At 56.2% G+C, this 19,840-nt stretch carries 19 protein-coding genes and 1 pseudogene; 18 read left to right on the top strand and 2 right to left on the bottom strand.

Translation table 11 applies throughout. The features are described 5' to 3' along the window. Positions 1–253: 253 nt before the first annotated feature. The 7 genes and pseudogenes from acnA to CHB79_RS19240 all read left to right on the top strand — a co-directional run bounded on the left by acnA (position 254) and on the right by CHB79_RS19240 (position 6,899). A complete protein-coding gene (acnA, locus tag CHB79_RS19215; RefSeq protein WP_089361083.1) occupies positions 254–2,998 on the top strand; it encodes an aconitate hydratase AcnA in 2,745 nt (914 codons plus the stop codon). Positions 2,999–3,171: 173 nt separating this feature from the next. Continuing rightward, positions 3,172–3,498, top strand: a pseudogene (locus CHB79_RS22460) (PAS domain-containing protein); the annotation flags it as partial. 153 nt (positions 3,499–3,651) lie between these two features. Continuing rightward, complete coding sequence (locus CHB79_RS19220) at positions 3,652–4,737, top strand: methyl-accepting chemotaxis protein (RefSeq protein WP_425439614.1); 1,086 nt, start codon at positions 3,652–3,654, stop codon at positions 4,735–4,737. A gap of 128 nt (positions 4,738–4,865) precedes the next feature. Continuing rightward, a complete protein-coding gene (locus tag CHB79_RS19225; RefSeq protein WP_089361085.1) occupies positions 4,866–5,195 on the top strand; it encodes a DHCW motif cupin fold protein in 330 nt (109 codons plus the stop codon). 134 nt (positions 5,196–5,329) lie between these two features. Next, the gene (locus CHB79_RS19230) at positions 5,330–5,911 is read left to right on the top strand and encodes a hypothetical protein (RefSeq protein WP_141133441.1); all 582 of its coding nucleotides are present in this window, start codon (positions 5,330–5,332) and stop codon (positions 5,909–5,911) included. Between the two features lie 86 nt (positions 5,912–5,997). Then, on the top strand, positions 5,998–6,384 hold the full coding sequence (gloA2, locus tag CHB79_RS19235; protein WP_089361087.1) for an SMU1112c/YaeR family gloxylase I-like metalloprotein: 387 nt from the start codon (positions 5,998–6,000) through the stop codon (positions 6,382–6,384). Between the two features lie 92 nt (positions 6,385–6,476). Further along, positions 6,477–6,899, top strand: a complete 423-nt coding sequence (locus tag CHB79_RS19240; RefSeq protein ID WP_089361088.1) for a hypothetical protein — start codon at positions 6,477–6,479, stop codon at positions 6,897–6,899. Here CHB79_RS19240 and CHB79_RS19245 read toward each other — a convergent pair. After that, positions 6,896–7,588, bottom strand: coding sequence for an alpha/beta family hydrolase (locus tag CHB79_RS19245; protein ID WP_245851581.1), 693 nt, complete (start codon positions 7,586–7,588; stop codon positions 6,896–6,898). The genes CHB79_RS19240 and CHB79_RS19245 overlap by 4 nt on opposite strands. A 544-nt stretch (positions 7,589–8,132) precedes the next feature. On the opposite strand from CHB79_RS19245, the gene ccoN reads away from it, so the two are divergent. The 10 genes from ccoN to hemN all read left to right on the top strand — a co-directional run bounded on the left by ccoN (position 8,133) and on the right by hemN (position 18,350). Next, on the top strand, positions 8,133–9,575 hold the full coding sequence (gene ccoN / locus CHB79_RS19250) for a cytochrome-c oxidase, cbb3-type subunit I (protein ID WP_010490123.1): 1,443 nt from the start codon (positions 8,133–8,135) through the stop codon (positions 9,573–9,575). Further along, a complete protein-coding gene (ccoO, locus tag CHB79_RS19255; protein WP_010490125.1) occupies positions 9,575–10,183 on the top strand; it encodes a cytochrome-c oxidase, cbb3-type subunit II in 609 nt (202 codons plus the stop codon). Before ccoN ends, ccoO begins: the two co-directional genes overlap by 1 nt. A 6-nt stretch (positions 10,184–10,189) precedes the next feature. Continuing rightward, a complete protein-coding gene (locus CHB79_RS19260; RefSeq protein ID WP_010490127.1) occupies positions 10,190–10,375 on the top strand; it encodes a CcoQ/FixQ family Cbb3-type cytochrome c oxidase assembly chaperone in 186 nt (61 codons plus the stop codon). Next, entirely contained in the window at positions 10,372–11,370 is a 999-nt protein-coding gene (ccoP, locus tag CHB79_RS19265) for a cytochrome-c oxidase, cbb3-type subunit III (RefSeq protein ID WP_089361089.1), read from the top strand. The genes CHB79_RS19260 and ccoP overlap by 4 nt, the downstream gene beginning before the upstream one ends. Positions 11,371–11,504: 134 nt before the next feature. Beyond that, a complete protein-coding gene (ccoG, locus tag CHB79_RS19270; RefSeq protein WP_085987599.1) occupies positions 11,505–12,920 on the top strand; it encodes a cytochrome c oxidase accessory protein CcoG in 1,416 nt (471 codons plus the stop codon). 15 nt (positions 12,921–12,935) lie between these two features. Beyond that, positions 12,936–13,442 carry a FixH family protein gene (locus CHB79_RS19275; protein ID WP_089361090.1) on the top strand — a complete coding sequence of 169 codons (507 nt, stop codon included), beginning with the start codon at positions 12,936–12,938 and terminating at the stop codon, positions 13,440–13,442. Positions 13,443–13,529: 87 nt separating this feature from the next. Further along, the gene (locus CHB79_RS19280) at positions 13,530–15,929 is read left to right on the top strand and encodes a heavy metal translocating P-type ATPase (protein WP_089361091.1); all 2,400 of its coding nucleotides are present in this window, start codon (positions 13,530–13,532) and stop codon (positions 15,927–15,929) included. A 27-nt stretch (positions 15,930–15,956) separates the two neighbouring features. Next, complete coding sequence (gene ccoS / locus CHB79_RS19285) at positions 15,957–16,163, top strand: cbb3-type cytochrome oxidase assembly protein CcoS (protein WP_089361092.1); 207 nt, start codon at positions 15,957–15,959, stop codon at positions 16,161–16,163. Then, the gene (locus CHB79_RS19290; RefSeq protein ID WP_089361093.1) at positions 16,156–16,839 is read left to right on the top strand and encodes a sulfite exporter TauE/SafE family protein; all 684 of its coding nucleotides are present in this window, start codon (positions 16,156–16,158) and stop codon (positions 16,837–16,839) included. Before ccoS ends, CHB79_RS19290 begins: the two co-directional genes overlap by 8 nt. Before the next feature lie 128 nt (positions 16,840–16,967). Next, the gene (hemN, locus tag CHB79_RS19295) at positions 16,968–18,350 is read left to right on the top strand and encodes an oxygen-independent coproporphyrinogen III oxidase (protein WP_089361094.1); all 1,383 of its coding nucleotides are present in this window, start codon (positions 16,968–16,970) and stop codon (positions 18,348–18,350) included. A 20-nt stretch (positions 18,351–18,370) separates the two neighbouring features. On the opposite strand, the gene CHB79_RS19300 is transcribed toward hemN, so the two are convergent. Further along, the gene (locus CHB79_RS19300) at positions 18,371–18,832 is read right to left on the bottom strand and encodes a hypothetical protein (protein ID WP_089361095.1); all 462 of its coding nucleotides are present in this window, start codon (positions 18,830–18,832) and stop codon (positions 18,371–18,373) included. A gap of 156 nt (positions 18,833–18,988) precedes the next feature. On the opposite strand from CHB79_RS19300, the gene fnr reads away from it, so the two are divergent. Further along, positions 18,989–19,723: a fumarate/nitrate reduction transcriptional regulator Fnr gene (gene fnr, locus CHB79_RS19305; protein WP_010490140.1), complete on the top strand. Its 735-nt coding sequence runs from the start codon at positions 18,989–18,991 to the stop codon at positions 19,721–19,723. Positions 19,724–19,840 lie beyond the last annotated feature (117 nt).

Consider the following 19,840-nt stretch of genomic DNA (forward strand, 5'->3'; position numbering starts at 1 on the left):
GACAGCTTCGAGCTGGTCAAGATGCAGCTACTAGGGCTCATAAACCACTTGACCAGGCAACCTGATATCCCGGGACGCTGCATCTTCAAATTATCGCCCGATAGCAACTTGATGTTATCGGCCACCAGTGGCAGGGTAAAAATACGACTCTACAAATGGCAGGACAGACCAGCTGCAGCTAGCTTTTAAGCCTGCCTCGAATAAATCACCACGTTCAGCCCGGCCAGCCGTGTGGCCATAGAAGGAGCTTTAAATGCCATCCCTAAATAGCCTGAACAGCCGCCAAAGCCTCAAAGTTGGCGACAAAACCTACCAATACTTCAGCTTGCCCGAAGCGGCGAAGTCGCTCGGCAACATCGACAAGCTCCCCATGTCCCTGAAAGTACTGCTGGAGAACCTTCTACGCTGGGAAGACGATAAAACCGTCACCGGCGACGATCTCAAGGCGATTGCCGCCTGGCTGGAAAAGCGCAGCTCCGACCGAGAAATCCAGTACCGCCCCGCCCGTGTGCTGATGCAGGATTTCACCGGCGTTCCCGCGGTTGTCGACCTTGCGGCCATGCGTGACGCAATGAGCAAGGCTGGCGGCGACCCGCAAAAAATCAACCCACTCTCGCCTGTCGACCTGGTTATCGACCACTCGGTGATGGTCGACAAGTTCGGCACAGACAGCGCATTCACCCAGAACGTGGACATTGAAATGCAGCGCAATGGCGAGCGCTATGAGTTCCTGCGCTGGGGCCAGCATGCGTTCGACAACTTCAGCGTCGTACCGCCAGGCACTGGCATCTGTCACCAGGTAAACCTCGAGTATCTGGGCCGCACGGTTTGGACCAGAGAAGAAGATGGCCACACCTTTGCTTTTCCCGACACGCTGGTGGGCACCGACTCGCACACCACCATGATCAACGGCCTTGGCGTATTGGGCTGGGGCGTCGGCGGCATCGAAGCAGAAGCGGCCATGCTTGGCCAACCGGTATCCATGCTGATACCCGAGGTCATCGGCTTCAAGCTCACTGGCAAACTCAAAGAAGGCATCACCGCGACCGACCTGGTCCTCACCGTCACGCAAATGTTGCGCAGCAAGGGCGTGGTCGGCAAGTTTGTAGAATTCTATGGTGATGGCCTGGCTGAACTGCCACTGGCCGACCGCGCAACCATTGCCAATATGGCACCCGAGTACGGCGCAACCTGTGGCTTCTTCCCGGTGGATGAAATCACCCTGGGCTACCTGCGCCTGTCTGGCCGCCCGGACGAAACCGTGGCGCTGGTCGAGGCCTACTCCAAGGCTCAGGGCCTGTGGCGCGAACAGGGCCAGGAGCCAACCTTCACTGACAGCCTGTCACTTGACATGGGCAATGTTGAAGCCAGCCTGGCCGGCCCTAAACGCCCACAAGACCGCGTGGCCTTGCCCCAGGTGCACAAGGCATTTGATGACTTTATCGGCTTGCAACTCAAGCCCAACGGCAAGGAAGAAGGCCGCTTGCTCAGTGAAGGCGGAGGCGGAGCAGCCGTTGGTAGTGATCACTCCACCGGCGAAATCGATTATGAATTCGAGGGCCAGTCACATCGCCTGAAAAACGGCGCCGTGGTCATCGCCGCCATCACCTCCTGCACCAACACCTCCAACCCAAGCGTGATGATGGCTGCAGGCCTGGTCGCCAAGAAAGCGGTTGAAAAAGGCTTGCAACGCAAACCCTGGGTCAAGAGCTCATTGGCCCCAGGCTCGAAGGTGGTCACCGAATACTTCAATGCCGCAGGCCTCACCCAATATCTGGACAAACTCGGGTTTGACCTTGTCGGCTATGGCTGCACGACCTGTATCGGTAACTCGGGTCCACTGCCGGCTCCTATCGAAAAGGCGATCCAGACTGCCGACCTGACGGTAGCCTCGGTGCTCTCCGGCAACCGCAACTTTGAAGGCCGTGTCCATCCCCTGGTGAAAACCAACTGGCTGGCCTCTCCGCCCCTGGTTGTCGCCTATGCATTGGCCGGTAATGTGCGGATCAATATCGCCGAAGAACCCCTGGGCGAAGATAAAGACGGCAATCCGGTGTACCTCAAGGATATCTGGCCCACCCAGAAGGAAATCAGCGACGCCATCATGAAGGTCGACACCGCCATGTTCCGCAAGGAGTACGCAGAAGTATTCAGCGGCGACGAGCAGTGGCAGGCAATCAAGGTATCTGAAGACGATACGTATAGCTGGCAGGCTGATTCAACCTATATCCAGCACCCTCCTTTCTTTGAAGGTATTGCCGATGCACCGCCGCACATTGGCGATATCAGCAACGCACGCGTGCTGGCATTGCTCGGCGACTCGGTCACCACCGACCATATTTCTCCGGCTGGCAATATCAAAAGTGACAGCCCAGCGGGGCGCTACCTGCGTGAAAAAGGGGTTGAGCCCATCGACTTCAACTCCTACGGCTCGCGTCGTGGCAACCATGAAGTCATGATGCGCGGCACCTTTGCCAACATCCGCATTCGCAACGAAATGCTCGATGGCAGTGAAGGCGGCAACACCCTGCATATTCCAAGCGGTGAACAGCTTTCCATCTATGACGCAGCCATGCGCTACCAGCAGGAAGGCACCCCATTGGTGGTCATCGCCGGCAAGGAATATGGCACCGGCTCATCCCGCGACTGGGCTGCAAAAGGCACCAACCTGCTTGGGGTAAAAGCAGTACTGGCCGAAAGCTTTGAACGTATCCACCGTTCCAATCTGGTTGGCATGGGCGTGCTCCCGCTGCAGTTCAAGGACGGCCAGGACCGTAAAAGCCTCGGGCTAACGGGTAAGGAAACCCTGAAAATCACCGGTCTGGATGGCGTTGAGATTCGCCCGATGATGAACCTTGTTGTCGAAATCAGTCGTGAGGATGGCAGTAGCGAGCGCATTGAAGTGCTTTGCCGAATTGATACCCTCAATGAAGTTGAGTACTTCAAGGCAGGTGGCATTCTGCATTATGTGCTGCGCCAGCTGATCGCGGGCAAATAGCCTGACTAGAGCGCTCGGACATTATCAACACCTGTCCGGGCGCCAGCCCAGCCCTTTATAATTGATTTAGATCAATCAATCTAAAGTTCAGTGACTTTTTTCCCAATTCACCCTCAACTTGCGCCGCTTCAGGCCGATGACATGCAGTATCAACTTCATGGATCTGCCACGTCATGCGTAATAATCAGCCCATCACCCAACGTGAACGCACCTTTCCTGCCGAACAACGGCTGATATCAACGACCGACCTCAAAGGCCAGATCACTTATTGCAACGAAGCATTTACCGCAATCAGTGGTTTCTCTGACGCCGAATTACTTCGCGCGCCGCACAACCTCGTGCGCCATCCTGATGTGCCCTCGGCAGTCTTCGAGCATATGTGGACCACCTTGAAAAAGGGTCGTCCGTGGATGGGGATCGTCAAGAACCGCTGCAAGAATGGCGACCATTATTGGGTTAATGCCTACGTCACACCGGTGCTTGATAACAACCAGGTGGTTGGCTATGAGTCGGTGCGGATCAAGCCCACCAGCGAACAGATCAAGCGTGCTGAAAATCTCTACAAGCGCATCAACGCGGGCAAGCCTGCAATGTCCGGCGCCGCCAAGCTGCAGCCGCTAGTTATCGACTGGCTTCCCTTCCTGTTAGTGGCGATGATCAGTTGCTTGATTGGCGCCTGGCTAAGCCCATCGGCAGGCTTACTGGCTTCGGCGCTGGTTGCCGTGCCTGTCGGCGCCTTGGGTCTGCGCTGGCAGCAGCGTGGCTTCAGGCGCCTGCTGAGCCTGGCGGAGAAGACCACTTCTGATCCTCTGATCGCGCAAATGTACACCGATACCCAAGGGCCGCTCGGCCAACTTGAAATGTCCGCACTGAGCCAGGAAGCACGCCTTAAAACCTGCTTGACCCGCTTGCAGGACAGCGCCGAGAACCTGACCAAACAAGCACGACAGGCAGACAAGCTGGCGCAAAACAGCTCGGCCGGTCTTGAACGTCAACGCCAGGAAACCGAGTTGGTTGCCGCAGCCGTAAACGAAATGGCCGCCACCACGCTCGAAGTTGCGAGCAATGTGGCACGTACCGCCATCGCCACCCAAGAAGCCAATCGCCTGTCCAGTGAGGGGCGCGCGATTGCCGCCGAAACCCGCGAAGCCATCCAGCGGTTGTCGGTATCTGTCGGTGAAACCGGTGAGACAGTGACTCGCCTGGCCCAGGACAGCAACGAAATCGGCGGTGTAGTCGATGTGATCAAAGGCATTGCCGACCAGACCAACCTGTTGGCACTTAACGCCGCAATCGAAGCGGCCCGCGCTGGCGATATGGGCCGTGGCTTCGCCGTGGTAGCCGATGAGGTACGCTCCCTTGCCCAGCGTACAGCGGAGTCAACCGAGCAGATTCACGGCTTGATCGCCAAGCTGCAACGCACAGCCGAAGAAGCCGTGATGACCATGGATATTGGTCGCAAACAGGCTGACGATGGTGTCGAGCGTGTACTGAAAGCCGACGAGGCGCTCTCAGGCATCAGCGACTCGGTCGCCAATATCGCCGATATGGCCGACCAGATCGCTGCCGCCGCCGAAGAGCAAAGCGCGGTGGCCGATGAGATCAACCGCAATATCACCACCATCGCCGAGCTCTCGGACCAAACCGCAGGCGATGCACAAAGCACCGCAGCCCTTAGCCAAGAGCTGACCCAAACAGCGCAGGGTCAATATTCATTGGTCGAGCGTTTCAATCGATAAGCCCTGCATTGGGGTATGAGGTACGGTGGCAAGCACCTCATACCCCGGCATTAAGGCGAAAATACGCTAGAGAAAGGCAATAAACAGCGGCATCATCGCGGCTTTCAATCAAAACCCAGGATCGCGCGATGAATATCAGCAACCTCCCCTTTGTGACCACCGACTGGGCAAGCATTGAACCAACGCAACATCCAGGTGAAACCGGCAGCGCCACCTGGCGCACCGCCCAGTTTGGCGATATTCGCGTACGCATCGTCGAATACTCGGCGGGTTACCTGGCTGATCACTGGTGTAGCAAGGGCCATGTGCTGTTCTGCCTGGAGGGCCAATTGCACACCGAGCTGGCTGATGGGCGCAGCTTCATCCTCAAGCCCGGGATGAGCTATCAGGTCGCTGACAATGCTGAACCCCATCGTTCTTCGACACAGTCAGGCGCCAAGCTCTTCGTAGTTGATTGAATGCAAAACCTACCCTACATTTAATCCATCTAGGACGTGCATTTGCACAACATGCGATTGCAGCGCAACTGTACACCAAGGAAATCAATGGCGTAGACAATACGCTGCAACCTACATCAGGATCAGGTGTCGGCATGAAGCTCAGTTCAACCCCTCTACTCTTGGCATGCATGGGTTCGGTAATTGCCGGTTGCACAACACTACCCTCGCCCGAATACACAGTCACCAACGATGAAAAATTCAACCTGCAAAATGCCGGCATAATCGTCGGTTCGATTGATGATGCCGCCTATGCCGGTGCAGATATCCAATTTCGCGACACCTCGAGCGGCAGCACCTACACCATCACCGATGCGAACGCCTCGGAGTTCTCGATGTGGCTACCTGCCGGTACTTATTCGGTGTCCGCCATCGGCCCGAGCAAAGCCTGGCTTGGCACCTACAGCCGACCGCTGACATTCAGTGTAAGCAATGGCGCAATCAACTATATAGGTGACCTCTCCTACGGCTGCGTGCAACAAAGCCCCAACCTCGCCTGGTACGGTCAGCGCTATTGCGGCATAGGTTCATTACCCGAGCAATGCACCACGGCCCACCCGCTGACCTCAATGTGTATTATCGACAACCAGCAGCAAGCGGTGAACGCATTCAAGGATCGGTTCTCGCAGTTTGCCGACACCCCACAAATGTCCGCATTGATGACCTCATCCGAATAGCCCGGGGTCTTGCGACACAGTGAAACCCGCCAGACTTCAACCTGCCAAACAGGCATGAATCCTATGCCTGTTGAGCACGGCCTTCCATGTTAAAACGCATCCACCATGTAGCCATTATTTGCTCGGACTATCCACGCTCGAAACATTTCTATACTGAAATTCTCGGCTTGCAGGTCATTGCCGAGCATTACCGACAAGCGCGCCAATCCTACAAGCTCGACCTGGCTTTGACTGACGGCTCGCAAATAGAGCTTTTCTCCTTTCCCAATGCACCTGCGCGCCCCTCATATCCGGAAGCCCAGGGACTGCGCCATCTGGCATTCGAGGTCGAGGATATCGCCCAAGTCAAAGCACGACTTGAGCAACAAGGCATCCATGTTGAGCCGATCCGCATCGATCCCTACACGCAGCGCTACTTCACATTCTTTAGCGATCCGGATGGATTGCCGCTAGAACTCTATCAAACCGATTAGTTGTGTAATTTTTAGCAGGCTCGGCCCTCAGTAGATCAACGCACTTGCGAGATTCGATGCATGTGCGAACCCCGATCACCTAAGGACCCAACATGCTTAGCCAAACTGCCAACAGCAACCACACTCGCTTTAATCTTTCGACCCTCGGTGGGGCTGCCATTGCAATGGCGGGCGTGCTTGGCTTTGTTGGCTTTGGTGGCGCACAAGCACTGGGGGCGCATCCGTTTTGGGGAATGAAAATCGCGTATTTCGCAATTGGCGCGGGCCTGGTGATGAGCGTTATGGCCGCTTTAGCCAAACAGCGCCTGGCTCAACAGCTGATCACATTTACCACCCTGCTGGTGATCAGCATTGCCATTACAACCTATGGCAAAACCCAGTTCGCAGCCTCTTATGCCGAAGATGATTTCGCAGGGAAACTATGGTTTTTTGGCTGGATCACGGCACTTGCCGCAAGCTTCAGCATTGTCACTGCCATCACGACTAGCTGGCTGGCTCGCAACAAGGCCAATTAAGCAGCTATCAGGGCATTTATAAATGAAGCCATTTCATCTGCGGCAGACTCCAGGTGCTGCAAATGGGTAAATCCTGAACGTTTAAGCGGCTTGAGGTCATGATCCGCAGCCTCCAGCCACTTCAAGCTAATCGCCGGTGACAAGTCATAACCCTCGACCGCCTGCCGGTCACCCAAGGCATCCCGCTCGCCCTGAACAATCAACGTGCGCGTTTGCAGGCCTGCAAGATGTGCAGTTCTGGGCTTTTCGGGCTTGCCAGGGGCATAAAACGGATAACCAAGACAGACCAAGCCAGCAGCGCCTAACTCATCGACCAAGAGGCTAGCCATACGCCCGCCCATGGATTTACCGCCAATGACAACGGGGCCTTGTGCCTGCCGGCGTATCTCGGCATAAATGCTACGCCACTGTTCAAGCAACTGGGTTTGCGGGTTCGGTGGACGCCGCTTACCGTCATTACGCCTTGCCGCCATATAGGCAAACTCAAACCGCACCACCGCAATGCCACGCTCCACCAGCAATTGGCTGACCTGCTGCATAAACTCACTGTCCATGGGCGCTCCTGCACCATGGGCAAGAATCAAGGTTGCATGACAGGCACCATGGGGTTTATCCCAAAGCAGTTCCGGACTTCGGCTTGCAGCGCAAGATTGATCTTGATCAACACCCGCCAGCGTTGCTTTACCCATACTCGGCTTCACCTTCACACCTCTAATCACTGGCATTGACGTTACCGGCATTTGGCCCTGTAGCGCTGCCTATATTTATCCAGGAGATAACCTAATGGCCCTGTCTGCAACCAGGCAAGTTCGTATCGCCAATACCGCTGCCTCGAAAGCAACGCGCCCCGCCATCTGCTTGAAAGCATGGCTTGCGGATACAGGCGCGTTGTGATTGGCTGGCGGCGTGGCGATATTGGGGTAACCTGGCAAAAACAAAAGTGCGACCTGAAGTCGCACCCTGTCGACCAGTGGCACCCAAGACTGTGGACATGAGCTAATCTTGTTGGCATTCGCCACGCTGCACAAAGCATAAGGCGATCCCCATCTTTGCTTAACAGCAAATTGGTCTAGAGTGCTGTTAATAAAGCGTTTTTGAAATGCTCAAAATGCTTTTTAAATGCCTTTAGACCCTGATCGTGACGGCATGTATCGTTGCAATGCCTTACTGCTTTATACATACTTGCCGCCGATTTTTATCCCTAAAAAATCCATTAACCGTGGAACCCCAGCAATGAGCACAGCAATCAGTCCGACTGCTTATAACTACAAGGTGGTCCGCCAATTCGCCGTCATGACGGTAATTTGGGGGGTCATTGGCATGGGCCTAGGCGTTTTCATCGCTTCACAACTCGTGTGGCCTGAACTCAACTTTGGCTTGGAATGGACGACCTTTGGTCGTTTACGTCCTCTGCACACTAACGCGGTGATTTTCGCTTTTGGCGGATGCGCGCTAATGGCAACTTCACTTTATGTGGTGCAGCGCACCAGTCAGGTACGTCTGATTTCTGACTCCTTGGCATCTTTTGTCTTCTGGGGTTGGCAAGCAGTTATTGTTGCCGCAGTTATTACTCTGCCGCTGGGCTTTACCAGCTCTAAAGAGTACGCAGAACTGGAATGGCCAATCGACATCCTTCTGGGTATCGTCTGGGTCGCTTATGCGGTTCTGTTCTTCGGCACTATTGTCAAGCGCAAGCCTAAGCACATCTACGTCGGCAACTGGTTCTACGGTGCATTCATCCTGGTTACGGCAATGCTGCACATCGTAAACAGTGCAGAAATGCCTGTGAGCATGTTCAAGTCGTATTCGATGTACTCGGGTGCAACAGATGCCATGATCCAATGGTGGTACGGCCACAACGCCGTAGGTTTCTTCCTGACCACCGGCTTCCTGGGCATGATGTACTACTTCGTACCCAAGCAGGCTGAGCGTCCAATCTACTCGTACCGCCTGTCTATCGTGCATTTCTGGGCACTGATCACCCTGTACATCTGGGCCGGCCCACACCACCTGCACTACACCGCACTGCCGGACTGGGCCCAGTCCCTCGGCATGGCCATGTCGGTCATCCTGCTGGCGCCAAGCTGGGGCGGCATGATCAACGGCATGATGAGCCTGTCAGGCGCCTGGCATAAGCTGCGCACCGACCCTATCCTGCGCTTCCTGGTGGTTTCGCTGGCGTTCTACGGCATGTCGACCTTCGAAGGCCCGATGATGGCTATCAAGACCGTCAACGCCCTGTCCCACTACACTGACTGGACCATCGGCCACGTTCACGCTGGTGCGCTCGGCTGGGTTGCGATGATCTCCATCGGTTCGCTGTACCACCTGATCCCGAAAGTCTTCGGTCGCGAGCAGATGCACAGCGTCGGCCTGATCAATGCCCACTTCTGGTTGGCTACCATCGGCACCGTTCTGTACATCGCCTCGATGTGGGTAAACGGTATCACCCAGGGCCTGATGTGGCGTGCAGTGAACGAGGACGGCACCCTGACCTACTCGTTCGTTGAAGCCCTGCAAGCAAGCCACCCTGGCTATGTAGTTCGCGCAATTGGTGGCGGGTTCTTCGTCCTTGGTATGTTGCTGATGGCTTACAACACCTACCGCACCGTGCGTGCCGCCAAGCCGTCCGAGTATGACGCCGCGGCAATGATTCCTGCCGGAGTAGCTCACTGATGAAACACGAAATCATCGAGAAAAATATTGGCTTGATGGCCCTGTTGATGGTGCTATGCGTCAGCATCGGCGGCCTCACCCAAATCGTCCCGTTGTTTTTCCAGGACGTCACCAACGAGCCGGTTGAAGGCCTCAAGCCCTACACTGCTCTGGAACTCGAAGGCCGTGATGTATACATCGCCAACGGCTGCGTCGGTTGCCACTCGCAAATGATCCGTCCGTTCCGTGCTGAAACAGAGCGCTACGGTCACTACTCGGTTGCCGGTGAGAGCGTCTGGGATCACCCATTCCTCTGGGGCTCCAAGCGTACCGGTCCCGATCTGGCCCGTGTTGGCGGTCGCTACTCGGATGAGTGGCAGCGTGCCCACCTGTATAACCCACGCAACGTAGTGCCTGAGTCGATCATGCCGGCATTCCCGTTCCTGGTTGAGAAGAAGCTCGACGGTAAGGACACTGCGAAAAAGATGGAAGTCATGCGTGGTTTCGGCGTGCCTTACACCGATGAAGATATCGCTGGGGCCAAAGAAGCTGTTAAAGGCAAAACCGAAATGGACGCCATCATTGCGTACCTGCAGGTTCTTGGCACCTCTATCACGAGCAAACGGTAACGCACGATGGAAATCGGGACTATTCGCGGTATAGGCACAGCAGTCGTATTCATCGCCTTCTTGGGTCTGTTGCTATGGGCATATAGCAGCAGACGCAAGTCAGATTTTGACGAAGCTGCCAATCTGCCTTTTGCCGACGAGCCGAAACCAAGCGAGCGTGACGAGCAATCTTCCAGGAGCAATAACCAATGACCACTTTCTGGAGTTGGTACGTAACAATACTTTCACTCGGCACTATTTTTGCCTTGACGTGGCTGATCTTCGGTACGCGCAAAGGGCAAACAAACGACGAGGTGACCAACGAAACCGTAGGCCACGCCTTTGATGGCATTGAGGAATATGACAACCCACTGCCTAAGTGGTGGTTCATGTTGTTCGTCGCCACCATCGTTTTCGCCCTCGGCTACCTCGCCCTTTACCCGGGCCTGGGTAACTGGAAAGGCCTGCTTCCAGGCTTTGAGTACCTCGACAATGAGGCCAAGACCCCTTTCGCTACCAACGTAGAGATCGCAGGTGGCGAAGAGCGTAATGGTGGCTGGACTGGTGTTCACCAGTGGGAAAAAGAGATGGCCAAGGCTGATGCCAAATATGGCCCGATCTACGCCAAGTACGCAGCAATGCCAATTGAAGAAGTGGCCAAGGACGACAAGGCGTTGAAAATGGGCGGTCGCCTGTTTGCTTCGCACTGCTCGGTTTGCCACGGTTCAGATGCCAAGGGCGCCTACGGCTTCCCTAACCTGACCGACACTGAATGGCGCTGGGGCGGCGAGCCTGAGACCATCAAGACCACCATCATGGAAGGTCGTGAAGGTGCGATGCCTGCCCACTTGCCAATCATTGGCGAAGACGGCGTGCATAACGTAGCGGCTTATGTCCTGACCGAACTGGCCGGCCGTAAATTGCCTGAAGGCACTGAAGCGGATATCGCTGCAGGGCAAAAAATCTTCAGCACGACATGTTTCGCCTGCCACGGTGCAGACGGTAAAGGCACTCCAGCCATGGGCGCGCCTAACCTGACTGATCCGGCAGCGTTCATCTACGGCACCAGCTACGCTCAGTTGCAGCAAACCATTCGTTATGGCCGTCACGGCAAAATGCCTACGCAAAAAGACTTCCTCGGCAACGATAAGGTCCACTTGCTAGCAGCCTATGTGTACAGCCTGTCGCACAAGCCAGCAGCAGAGTAATACCTTCTTGCCCACCGGGGCGCGACGGTCAGTCGCACCCGGTGGCAAGAGCCTCAGGCGTACCATAGCGTTATTAGAATGACCACGGTCGGCACGTATCGACTGCGGCACCCCATTTAACCGCTTGGGACGATCTGATGAGCCAGATTCCAGTTAAGAACATCACCCCTCCTGCCGCGAAAGTACAGTCCTCGACTGATCTTTACGCCAGCGCTGAAAAAATCTACACCCGCGCCTTTTCCGGCGTTTTCCGCAACCTGCGCAGGGTTGGCGGTGCGTTTCTGTTCCTAGTGTATTTCGGCACCGTCTGGCTCAACTGGGATGGTCGTCAAGCCGTCTGGTGGAACCTGCCAGAACGCAAATTTTATATTTTTGGCTCAACCTTCTGGCCGCAAGATTTTGTGCTGCTTTCAGCACTGTTGATCATTTGCGCCTTCGGTTTATTTTTTATTACCGTATTTGCTGGCCGCGTATGGTGCGGCTATACCTGCCCGCAAAGCGTGTTCACCTGGATTTTCATGTGGGGTGAGAAAGTCACCGAGGGTGACCGCAACAAACGCATGAAGCTCGACAAAGCACCGATGAGCGCAGAGAAGTTCTTGCGCAAACTGGCCAAGCACAGCATCTGGATCGGTGTATCACTGGCAACAGCCGTCACCTTCGTCGGCTACTTCAGCCCAATTCGCGAGTTGATTCCCGACCTCTTCACCCTAGATGCAAGTGGCTGGGCCTTGTTCTGGGTTGGTTTCTTCACGGTTGCCACCTATGGCAACGCTGGTTGGCTGCGCGAACAGGTGTGCATCTACATGTGCCCCTATGCGCGCTTCCAGAGTGTGATGTTCGACGCCGACACCCTGATAGTGTCTTACGATCCACGTCGCGGTGAAGGTCGTGGCCCACGTAAAAAAGGCGCTGACTACAAAGCCCAGGGGTTGGGCGATTGTATCGACTGCCACATGTGCGTGCAGGTCTGCCCTACCGGCATTGATATCCGTGATGGTCTGCAGCTCGAGTGCATCGGCTGCGCCGCATGCATCGACGCCTGCGACAGCATCATGGAGAAAATGGATTACCCCAAGGGCTTGATCAGCTACACAACTGAACACAATCTTTCCGGCCAGAAAACCCACTTGTTGCGCCCTCGCCTGATAGGCTACGCCGTCGCCCTGGTGGCCATGATGAGCGTTTTCGCCTGGGCTGTTACCAACCGCCCTCTGGTAGGCCTTGATGTGATCAAGGACCGGGTTATGTTCCGTGAAAACCAGGATGGCCACATTGAAAACGTCTACACCCTGAAAATCATGAACAAAGCCCAGCATGATATGACATACAGCATCAGCGCCGACGGCATTGAAGGCCTGGAGTTCGAAGGTACGAACCAGGTCAAGGCCGCAGCCGGCGAGGTGCTTTCAGTACCGGTTGGGCTTTCTATTGAGCCTGAGAAGCTGCCGTCCAGCGCCAATAAGATCATGTTCCATGTGCAGGCACTCGAAGACAACAGTATCAACACCAACGCTGACAGCCGCTTCAACGGCCCCAGCATTCGCTAAGCTGCAGGCAAATCAATGACCGAAGAAACAACAGTCGCCCCGTGGTACAAACAATTCTGGCCATGGTTCATCATTGGCCTGCTAAGTTTGTCTGTCGTCCAGGGCGGTTCCATGCTGATTTTCTCAATCAACAATCCGCCAGGGCTGATTTCCGATAATTATTATGAAGTCGGCAAGGGCATCAACCAGTCATTGGATCGCGAGAACCTGGCAAAACAGCTCAAGGTCAGTGCCAACATCATCTTCAACAATGAAACCGGCGTGGTTGATATGCAACTCAAAGGGCTTACTGGGCCCGCCGTACTCAAGCTCAATGTGATCTCACCGACGCAACCCGAGCGTGACCGTCACATCACCATGCAAGCCAGAGGTGACGGCAACTACACCGGCAACCTTGAAGACGCGGTGCAAGGCCGTCGCTTTGTCGAGTTGATCGGCCGCGAAGGTGGCAAGGACTGGCGCGTATTTGAGGAAGAAGTGCTCGAATCCGGCAAGACAATCCGCCTCGGTGACGACAAGTAACCCGATCTTGTGCGGCGCAAAAACTGCGCCGCCCCGCCTGGCTGGCTCTCCATAAGCCACCTGTACCTGCATCAAGATAGTTGATTAATGGCCAGTCCAAACCCTTGCTATCACTGCGGCTTACCAGTCCCTGCTGGCAGCCGCTTCTTTGCCGAAATTCTCGGGGAACGCCGGGACATGTGCTGCCCTGGCTGCCAGGCAGTGGCCGAGGCAATTGTGGCTGGCGGGCTGGAGCACTATTACAAGCATCGCAGCGAATCAGCCAGCAACCCGCAGGACTTGCCACAGGCGCTGCCTGACGAACTCCAGCTGTTTGACCGTGCCGAAGTGCAAGAGCCTTTCGTGCAGCATCAGGGCGAAACCAGCGAGACCTGGCTGCTCATCGAGGGGATCAATTGCGCGGCCTGCGGCTGGCTGATCGAAAAACACCTTCGCGCCCTGCCCGGCGTAAATGATGCGCGGCTCAACCTATCCAACCACCGGCTTAATGTCAGTTGGATAGACAGCCAGGTCGCGCTCAGCCAGTTACTCACTGAACTGCGCAAAATTGGTTATGCCGGCCACCCTTGGCAAGCCGACGAGGCTGCACAGAAACTGGCCACGGAAAACCGCAGGGCCATGCGCCAGCTCGGACTTGCCGGCCTGCTCTGGTTTCAAGTAATGATGGCGACCATGGCCACCTGGCCAGAGTTCAATATCGACCTCAGCCCTGAGCTGCACATGATCTTGCGCTGGGTCAGCCTGTTTTTGACCACCCCGATCATCTTCTATTGCTGTGGGCAGTTCTTCCGTGGCGCGCTGCGTGATCTGCGTACCCGGCACCTGACCATGGACCTTTCGGTTTCACTGGCGATTGGCGGCGCTTATGTCGCAGGGATCTGGTCTGCAATCACCGGCACCGGCGAGCTGTATTTCGATGCCGTGGGCATGTTTGCATTCTTTTTACTTGCCGGTCGTTATCTCGAACGCCGCGCCCGCGAACGCACGGCTGCGGCGACCGCTCAGTTGGTCAACCTGCTGCCTGCATCCTGCTTGCGCCTCAATGAGCAAGGCCAAACGCAGCGCATCCTGCTCAGCGAACTGCGGCTTGGCGAACAGGTATTGGTTCAACCGGGCGCGCTGATGCCTGCCGACGGCTGCATCCTTAGTGGCCAGTCGAGTGTCGATGAATCGGTGCTGACCGGCGAATATTTGCCACAGCCTCGCGTTGAAGGTGACCAGGTAACAGCTGGCACCCTCAATGTCGAAGGTCCCCTCGTCGTAGAAGTCCAGGCACTGGGCGATGCCACACGCCTATCAGCAATAGTGCGGCTGCTGGAGCGCGCGCAAACCGACAAGCCGCGCCTGGCAGAGCTGGCAGATCAGGTCTCGCAGTGGTTTCTGTTGTTCCTGTTGCTGGCGGCTACTGTGGTTGGCGTCATCTGGTGGCAAATTGATCCATCACGCGCATTCTGGGTGGTGCTTGCCCTCCTCGTCGCCACCTGTCCCTGCGCACTGGCATTGGCCACACCCACGGCCCTTACCGCCGCAACCGGCACCTTGCACTCACTTGGCGTCTTGCTGACCCGCGGCCACGTGCTTGAAGGCCTCAACCAGATCGATACGGTTATATTCGACAAGACAGGCACCCTGACTGAAGGCAAGCTGACGCTCAGCGCCATCCACCCACTTGGCGCACTCGACAGCGACGCTTGCCTGGCGCTCGCTGCAGCACTGGAAAATCGCTCCGAACACCCCATAGCCAAAGCCTTTGGCCGCGCCACTCAGGCCGCTGATCAAGTCGACAGTTTCCCTGGTCAGGGCCTGCACGGCACTATCGAGGGTCGGCAGTTGCGCATTGGCCAGGCTGCATTTGTCTGCGCCCTGAGCGGTAAACTGGCGCCTGCCATTCCCGGCGAAAGCGGCCAATGGCTGTTGCTTGGCGACCAGCAAGGCCCGCTGGCCTGGTTTGTGCTCGATGATCGTCTGCGCGCTGATGCCCTGGAACTGATAACCAGCTGCAAGGCCCGTGGTTGGCATGTATTGCTGTTGTCGGGCGACAGCTCACCGGTGGTTGCACAAATTGCCAGGCAACTGGGTATCGAGGATGCCCGGGGCGGCCTGACACCCGATGACAAACTGGCAGCCCTCAAGGTCCTGCATCAACAAGGCCGACGTGTGCTGATGCTTGGCGACGGGGTAAACGATGTACCGGTACTGGCTGGCGCAGACATAAGCGTCGCCATGGGCAGCGCCACCGACCTGGCCAAAACCAGCGCTGATGCGGTGCTCTTGTCGAATCGACTGGGCAGCTTGGTCGATGCATTCAAACTGGCCAGACGCACTCGCCGCATCATCATTGAAAACCTGATCTGGGCCGCGCTGTACAATAGCCTGGTCCTGCCCTTTGCTGCATTGGGCCTGATAACACCTTTGTGGGCGGCGGTCGGCATGTCCATCAGCTCGCTACTCGTGGTATTGAACGCCTTACGCCTTGCCCGGCATTAACCCGCAAGTTTGCTGCACGGAGTCACCATGCCAGCGTTATACATATTGATTCCCATTGCCCTGATCCTGGTCGCAATCGCGATTTGGGTGTTTTTCTGGGCAGTTGATAGCGGCCAGTATGATGACCTGGACGGACCGGCCCATAGCATTCTGTTCGACGATGAAGACCCCATGCATAAGGCCGGCGTAGACGAAGCCCAGACGCCTGCATCAAAGGATCAGTCGGATGCTTGAGCTGGCGCCACTGCTCATTTCCGCGGTGATTCTTGGCTTGCTCGGTGGTGGTCACTGCCTGGGGATGTGTGGCGGACTGATGAGCGCGCTGTCCCTCGCGCTCCCCCCTGAACAGCGCAGCAAGCGCTTCAGATTCATGCTCGCCTACAATCTGGGCCGAATCAGCAGCTATACAGTCGCTGGCCTGTTGATTGGCCTGGCAGGGGTCGCAGTGGCCTCCAGCCCCGCAGCAATGTTGTTGCGCGTGGCTGCTGGCATCTTGCTGATTTGCATGGGCCTGTACCTGGCTGGCTGGTGGAGCGGGCTTACCCGCATCGAAGCGCTGGGGCGTGGCCTGTGGCGCTACATTCAGCCGCTTACCCGACGTTTTATGCCAGTCGACAGCATGCCGCGCGCGCTGATACTCGGTGGCTTGTGGGGCTGGCTACCCTGCGGTCTGGTCTACAGCACCTTGCTTTGGGCATCGAGCCAGGGCAATGCCCTCTATAGCGCGGCGCTGATGCTGGCATTTGGCTTGGGCACCTTGCCGGTACTTATAGCGACAGGCATGGCTGCTGAGCACATCAATCGCTTCCTGCGGACCAAGGGCGTACGTGTGGCGGGCGGCCTGCTGGTCATTGTCTTCGGTATCTGGACCCTTCCAGGACCGCACCAGCACTGGCTGATGGGCCACTGATTTGGCCATGATGGCCTACTGCGCCAGATATTGCCCATAAGCCAGACCTGGTCATGACCCAGATCAACATCGGCGTCACTCGGCGGTTCTAGAATCAACTGCATTCTCCGTCCACCGAGAGCGTATTTATGCTCGATGCCATCCAGTGGAGTCCCGAACTGATCAGCCGCTACGATCACTCAGGCCCGCGCTATACGTCCTACCCTACAGCCATGCAGTTCCATGGTGACACTGGCCCCCTCGACCTGCTCTGTGCGCTACGTGCCAGCAGTGATGCCGGGCGCCCATTATCGCTCTATGTCCATGTGCCTTTTTGCGCCAATATTTGCTACTACTGCGCCTGCAACAAGGTGATCACCAAAAATCGAGATCGAGCTCAACCCTATCTGCAAGCACTGGGCCACGAGATCGAGATGATCAGTAGCCATCTCGCCCCCGGCCAGGTAGTCGAGCAACTGCATTTTGGTGGTGGTACGCCCACCTTTCTCAGTCATGATCAACTGCGCAACCTGATGGGCGACCTGCGTAAATGGTTTACCTTGCTTGATGACGACTCAGGCGACTATGGCATTGAGATTGACCCGCGTGAGGCCGACTGGGCGACCATGGGCCTGCTGCGCGAGCTCGGTTTCAACCGCATCAGCCTTGGTGTACAGGATCTCGACCCGCAAGTGCAGCGGGCCGTCAACCGCATGCAGTCAGTCGAACAGACCCGCGCCATTATCGACGCGGCGCACGCGCTGCAGTTTCGTTCGGTCAATATCGACCTGATCTATGGCTTGCCCCTGCAAACACCAGAACGATTCGCCAAGACCGTGGCTGAGGTTATCGCCATACAGCCGGACCGCTTATCGTTGTTCAACTATGCCCACCTGCCTGAACGCTTCATGCCACAGCGCCGCATTGCCGATCACGACTTGCCCAGCAGTGCCGACAAACTGAGCATGCTGCAGAGCTCGATTGCTCAACTAAGCGCCGCTGGCTATCGCTATATCGGCATGGATCACTTTGCCCTGCCCGATGACGAACTGGCAATCGCCCAGGAAGAAGGCAAGCTGCAACGCAATTTCCAGGGCTACACCACCCATGGACACTGCGACCTGATTGGCCTGGGCGTTTCCGCAATCAGCCAGGTAGATGGCCTTTACTGCCAAAACAACAGCGACCTCAACCTCTACCAGCAAGCCCTCGGTAACGACCAGCTCGCGACCAAACGAGGGCTTCACTGCAATGCCGACGACCTTGTCCGGCGTGCAGTGATCCAGCAATTAATCTGTCACTTCCAACTGGATTTCGCTGATATCGAACGCGGCTATGGGATCGACTTCCAGCACTATTTCAGCGATGTCTGGCCACGGCTGCAACAAATGGCTAGGGACGGTCTGATCGAGTTGACGCAACAAAGCATCAACGTACTACCCAGTGGCCGGCTCTTGGTTCGAGCGCTCTGCATGCTGTTTGACAGATATTTGTCTGAACAGAGCCAACAACGCTTTTCACGGGTGATCTAGCACTCAGCTACCGCAAAGGCTCAACCCGCGATAAAGGTGGCGACGCTAAGGAGCTGTTCACTGCTCAGGTCTTGCTTGCGCATCTGCGAAACCAGCGATGCGTTAGCACTGCTGATAGCCCCTTGCAGGCTGGCAATTTCAGTGGAAACGGCATTCGCCTCGCGTTGAGAGTCACTACTCGGGGGCCTTGCCAGGATGGCATCTAGTTCCGCTTGCCTGGCTGCAAGCTCTGCACGCAATTGGCGGATCATTTTCAGGGTGTTTTTGATGTTGTCCGGCAGGTCGCTGTCATCAATGTCCTGGTTTTTGGAAGCCTGCCCGGACTGAACACTCCCCGCCTGTGAAAGGTTCAGCCGTATACCGCCCCCCGGGCCCGACTCGGTACTGACCCCAACTTTTACTTGCTCATTACCCACGGTCACATTCGACAGACGCAAGGCTGTGGGAGCAAAGCTGCTGGCCTCAGTTGTTTTAATCTGCATATGCCGCCCCTCTCTCCCCAGCAAGACTTAGTGGCTATTTCGGCCGTTCGCTGCAAAACTTGAATTTATAGTCAACTAGCCAATTGCTGGCTGGATAAGCCGCGCTCCTGTAATCTAGAGGCTTTAGCGCGAACATCTAGGACTTAGGATTTTTCGATGACCGGAATCATCAAGACGCATACGCCCCATCAAGCCCACTGCAAGGATTGCAGTCTGGCGAGCCTATGCCTGCCACTTTCATTGAACCTAGAAGACATGGATGCGCTGGATGAAATCGTAAAACGCGGTCGCCCCTTGAAAAAAGGCGAGTTCCTGTTTCGCCAGGGCGACAACTTTGGCTCGGTATTCGCCGTGCGTTCCGGTGCATTAAAAACCTTCACCCTGAGTGACGCCGGCGAAGAGCAGATCACCGGCTTCCATCTACCGAGCGAACTGGTCGGGCTTTCCGGCATGGACAGCGAAACCTACCCGGTATCGGCCTTGGCGCTTGAAACCACCTCGGTCTGTGAGATTCCCTTTGAACGCCTGGATGACCTGACGGCCAAACTGCCCCAGCTGCGCCGCCAACTCATGCGCATCATGAGCCGCGAGATTCGTGACGATCAGCAAATGATGCTGCTGTTGTCGAAGAAAAACGCTGATGAGCGCATTGCCACTTTCCTGGTCAACTTGTCGGCCCGCTTCCGCGCCCGTGGCTTTTCGTCTCAACAGTTTCGCCTGGCCATGTCGCGCAATGAAATTGGCAACTACCTGGGTCTGGCAGTGGAAACCGTGTCACGGGTGTTCACCCGCTTCCAGCAGAACAAGCTGCTCGAAGCCGAAGGCAAGGAAGTTCGCATCATTGCCCCAATCGAACTGTGCGAGCTCGCTGGCGGTAATATCGAGAGCTAAGCAACCCCGAGTCGGGAAGCCATGCAATGCACCATTGGCATTTCGCATTTTCCCAGTGCCGCTTACACCCTTTACCAGATCTGCCCAACGCCAGTATTAAGCGACAATCTACCCAGG

It is taken from the genome of Pseudomonas segetis, assembly GCF_900188155.1.
Taxonomy (GTDB): Bacteria; Pseudomonadota; Gammaproteobacteria; order Pseudomonadales; family Pseudomonadaceae; genus Aquipseudomonas; species Aquipseudomonas segetis.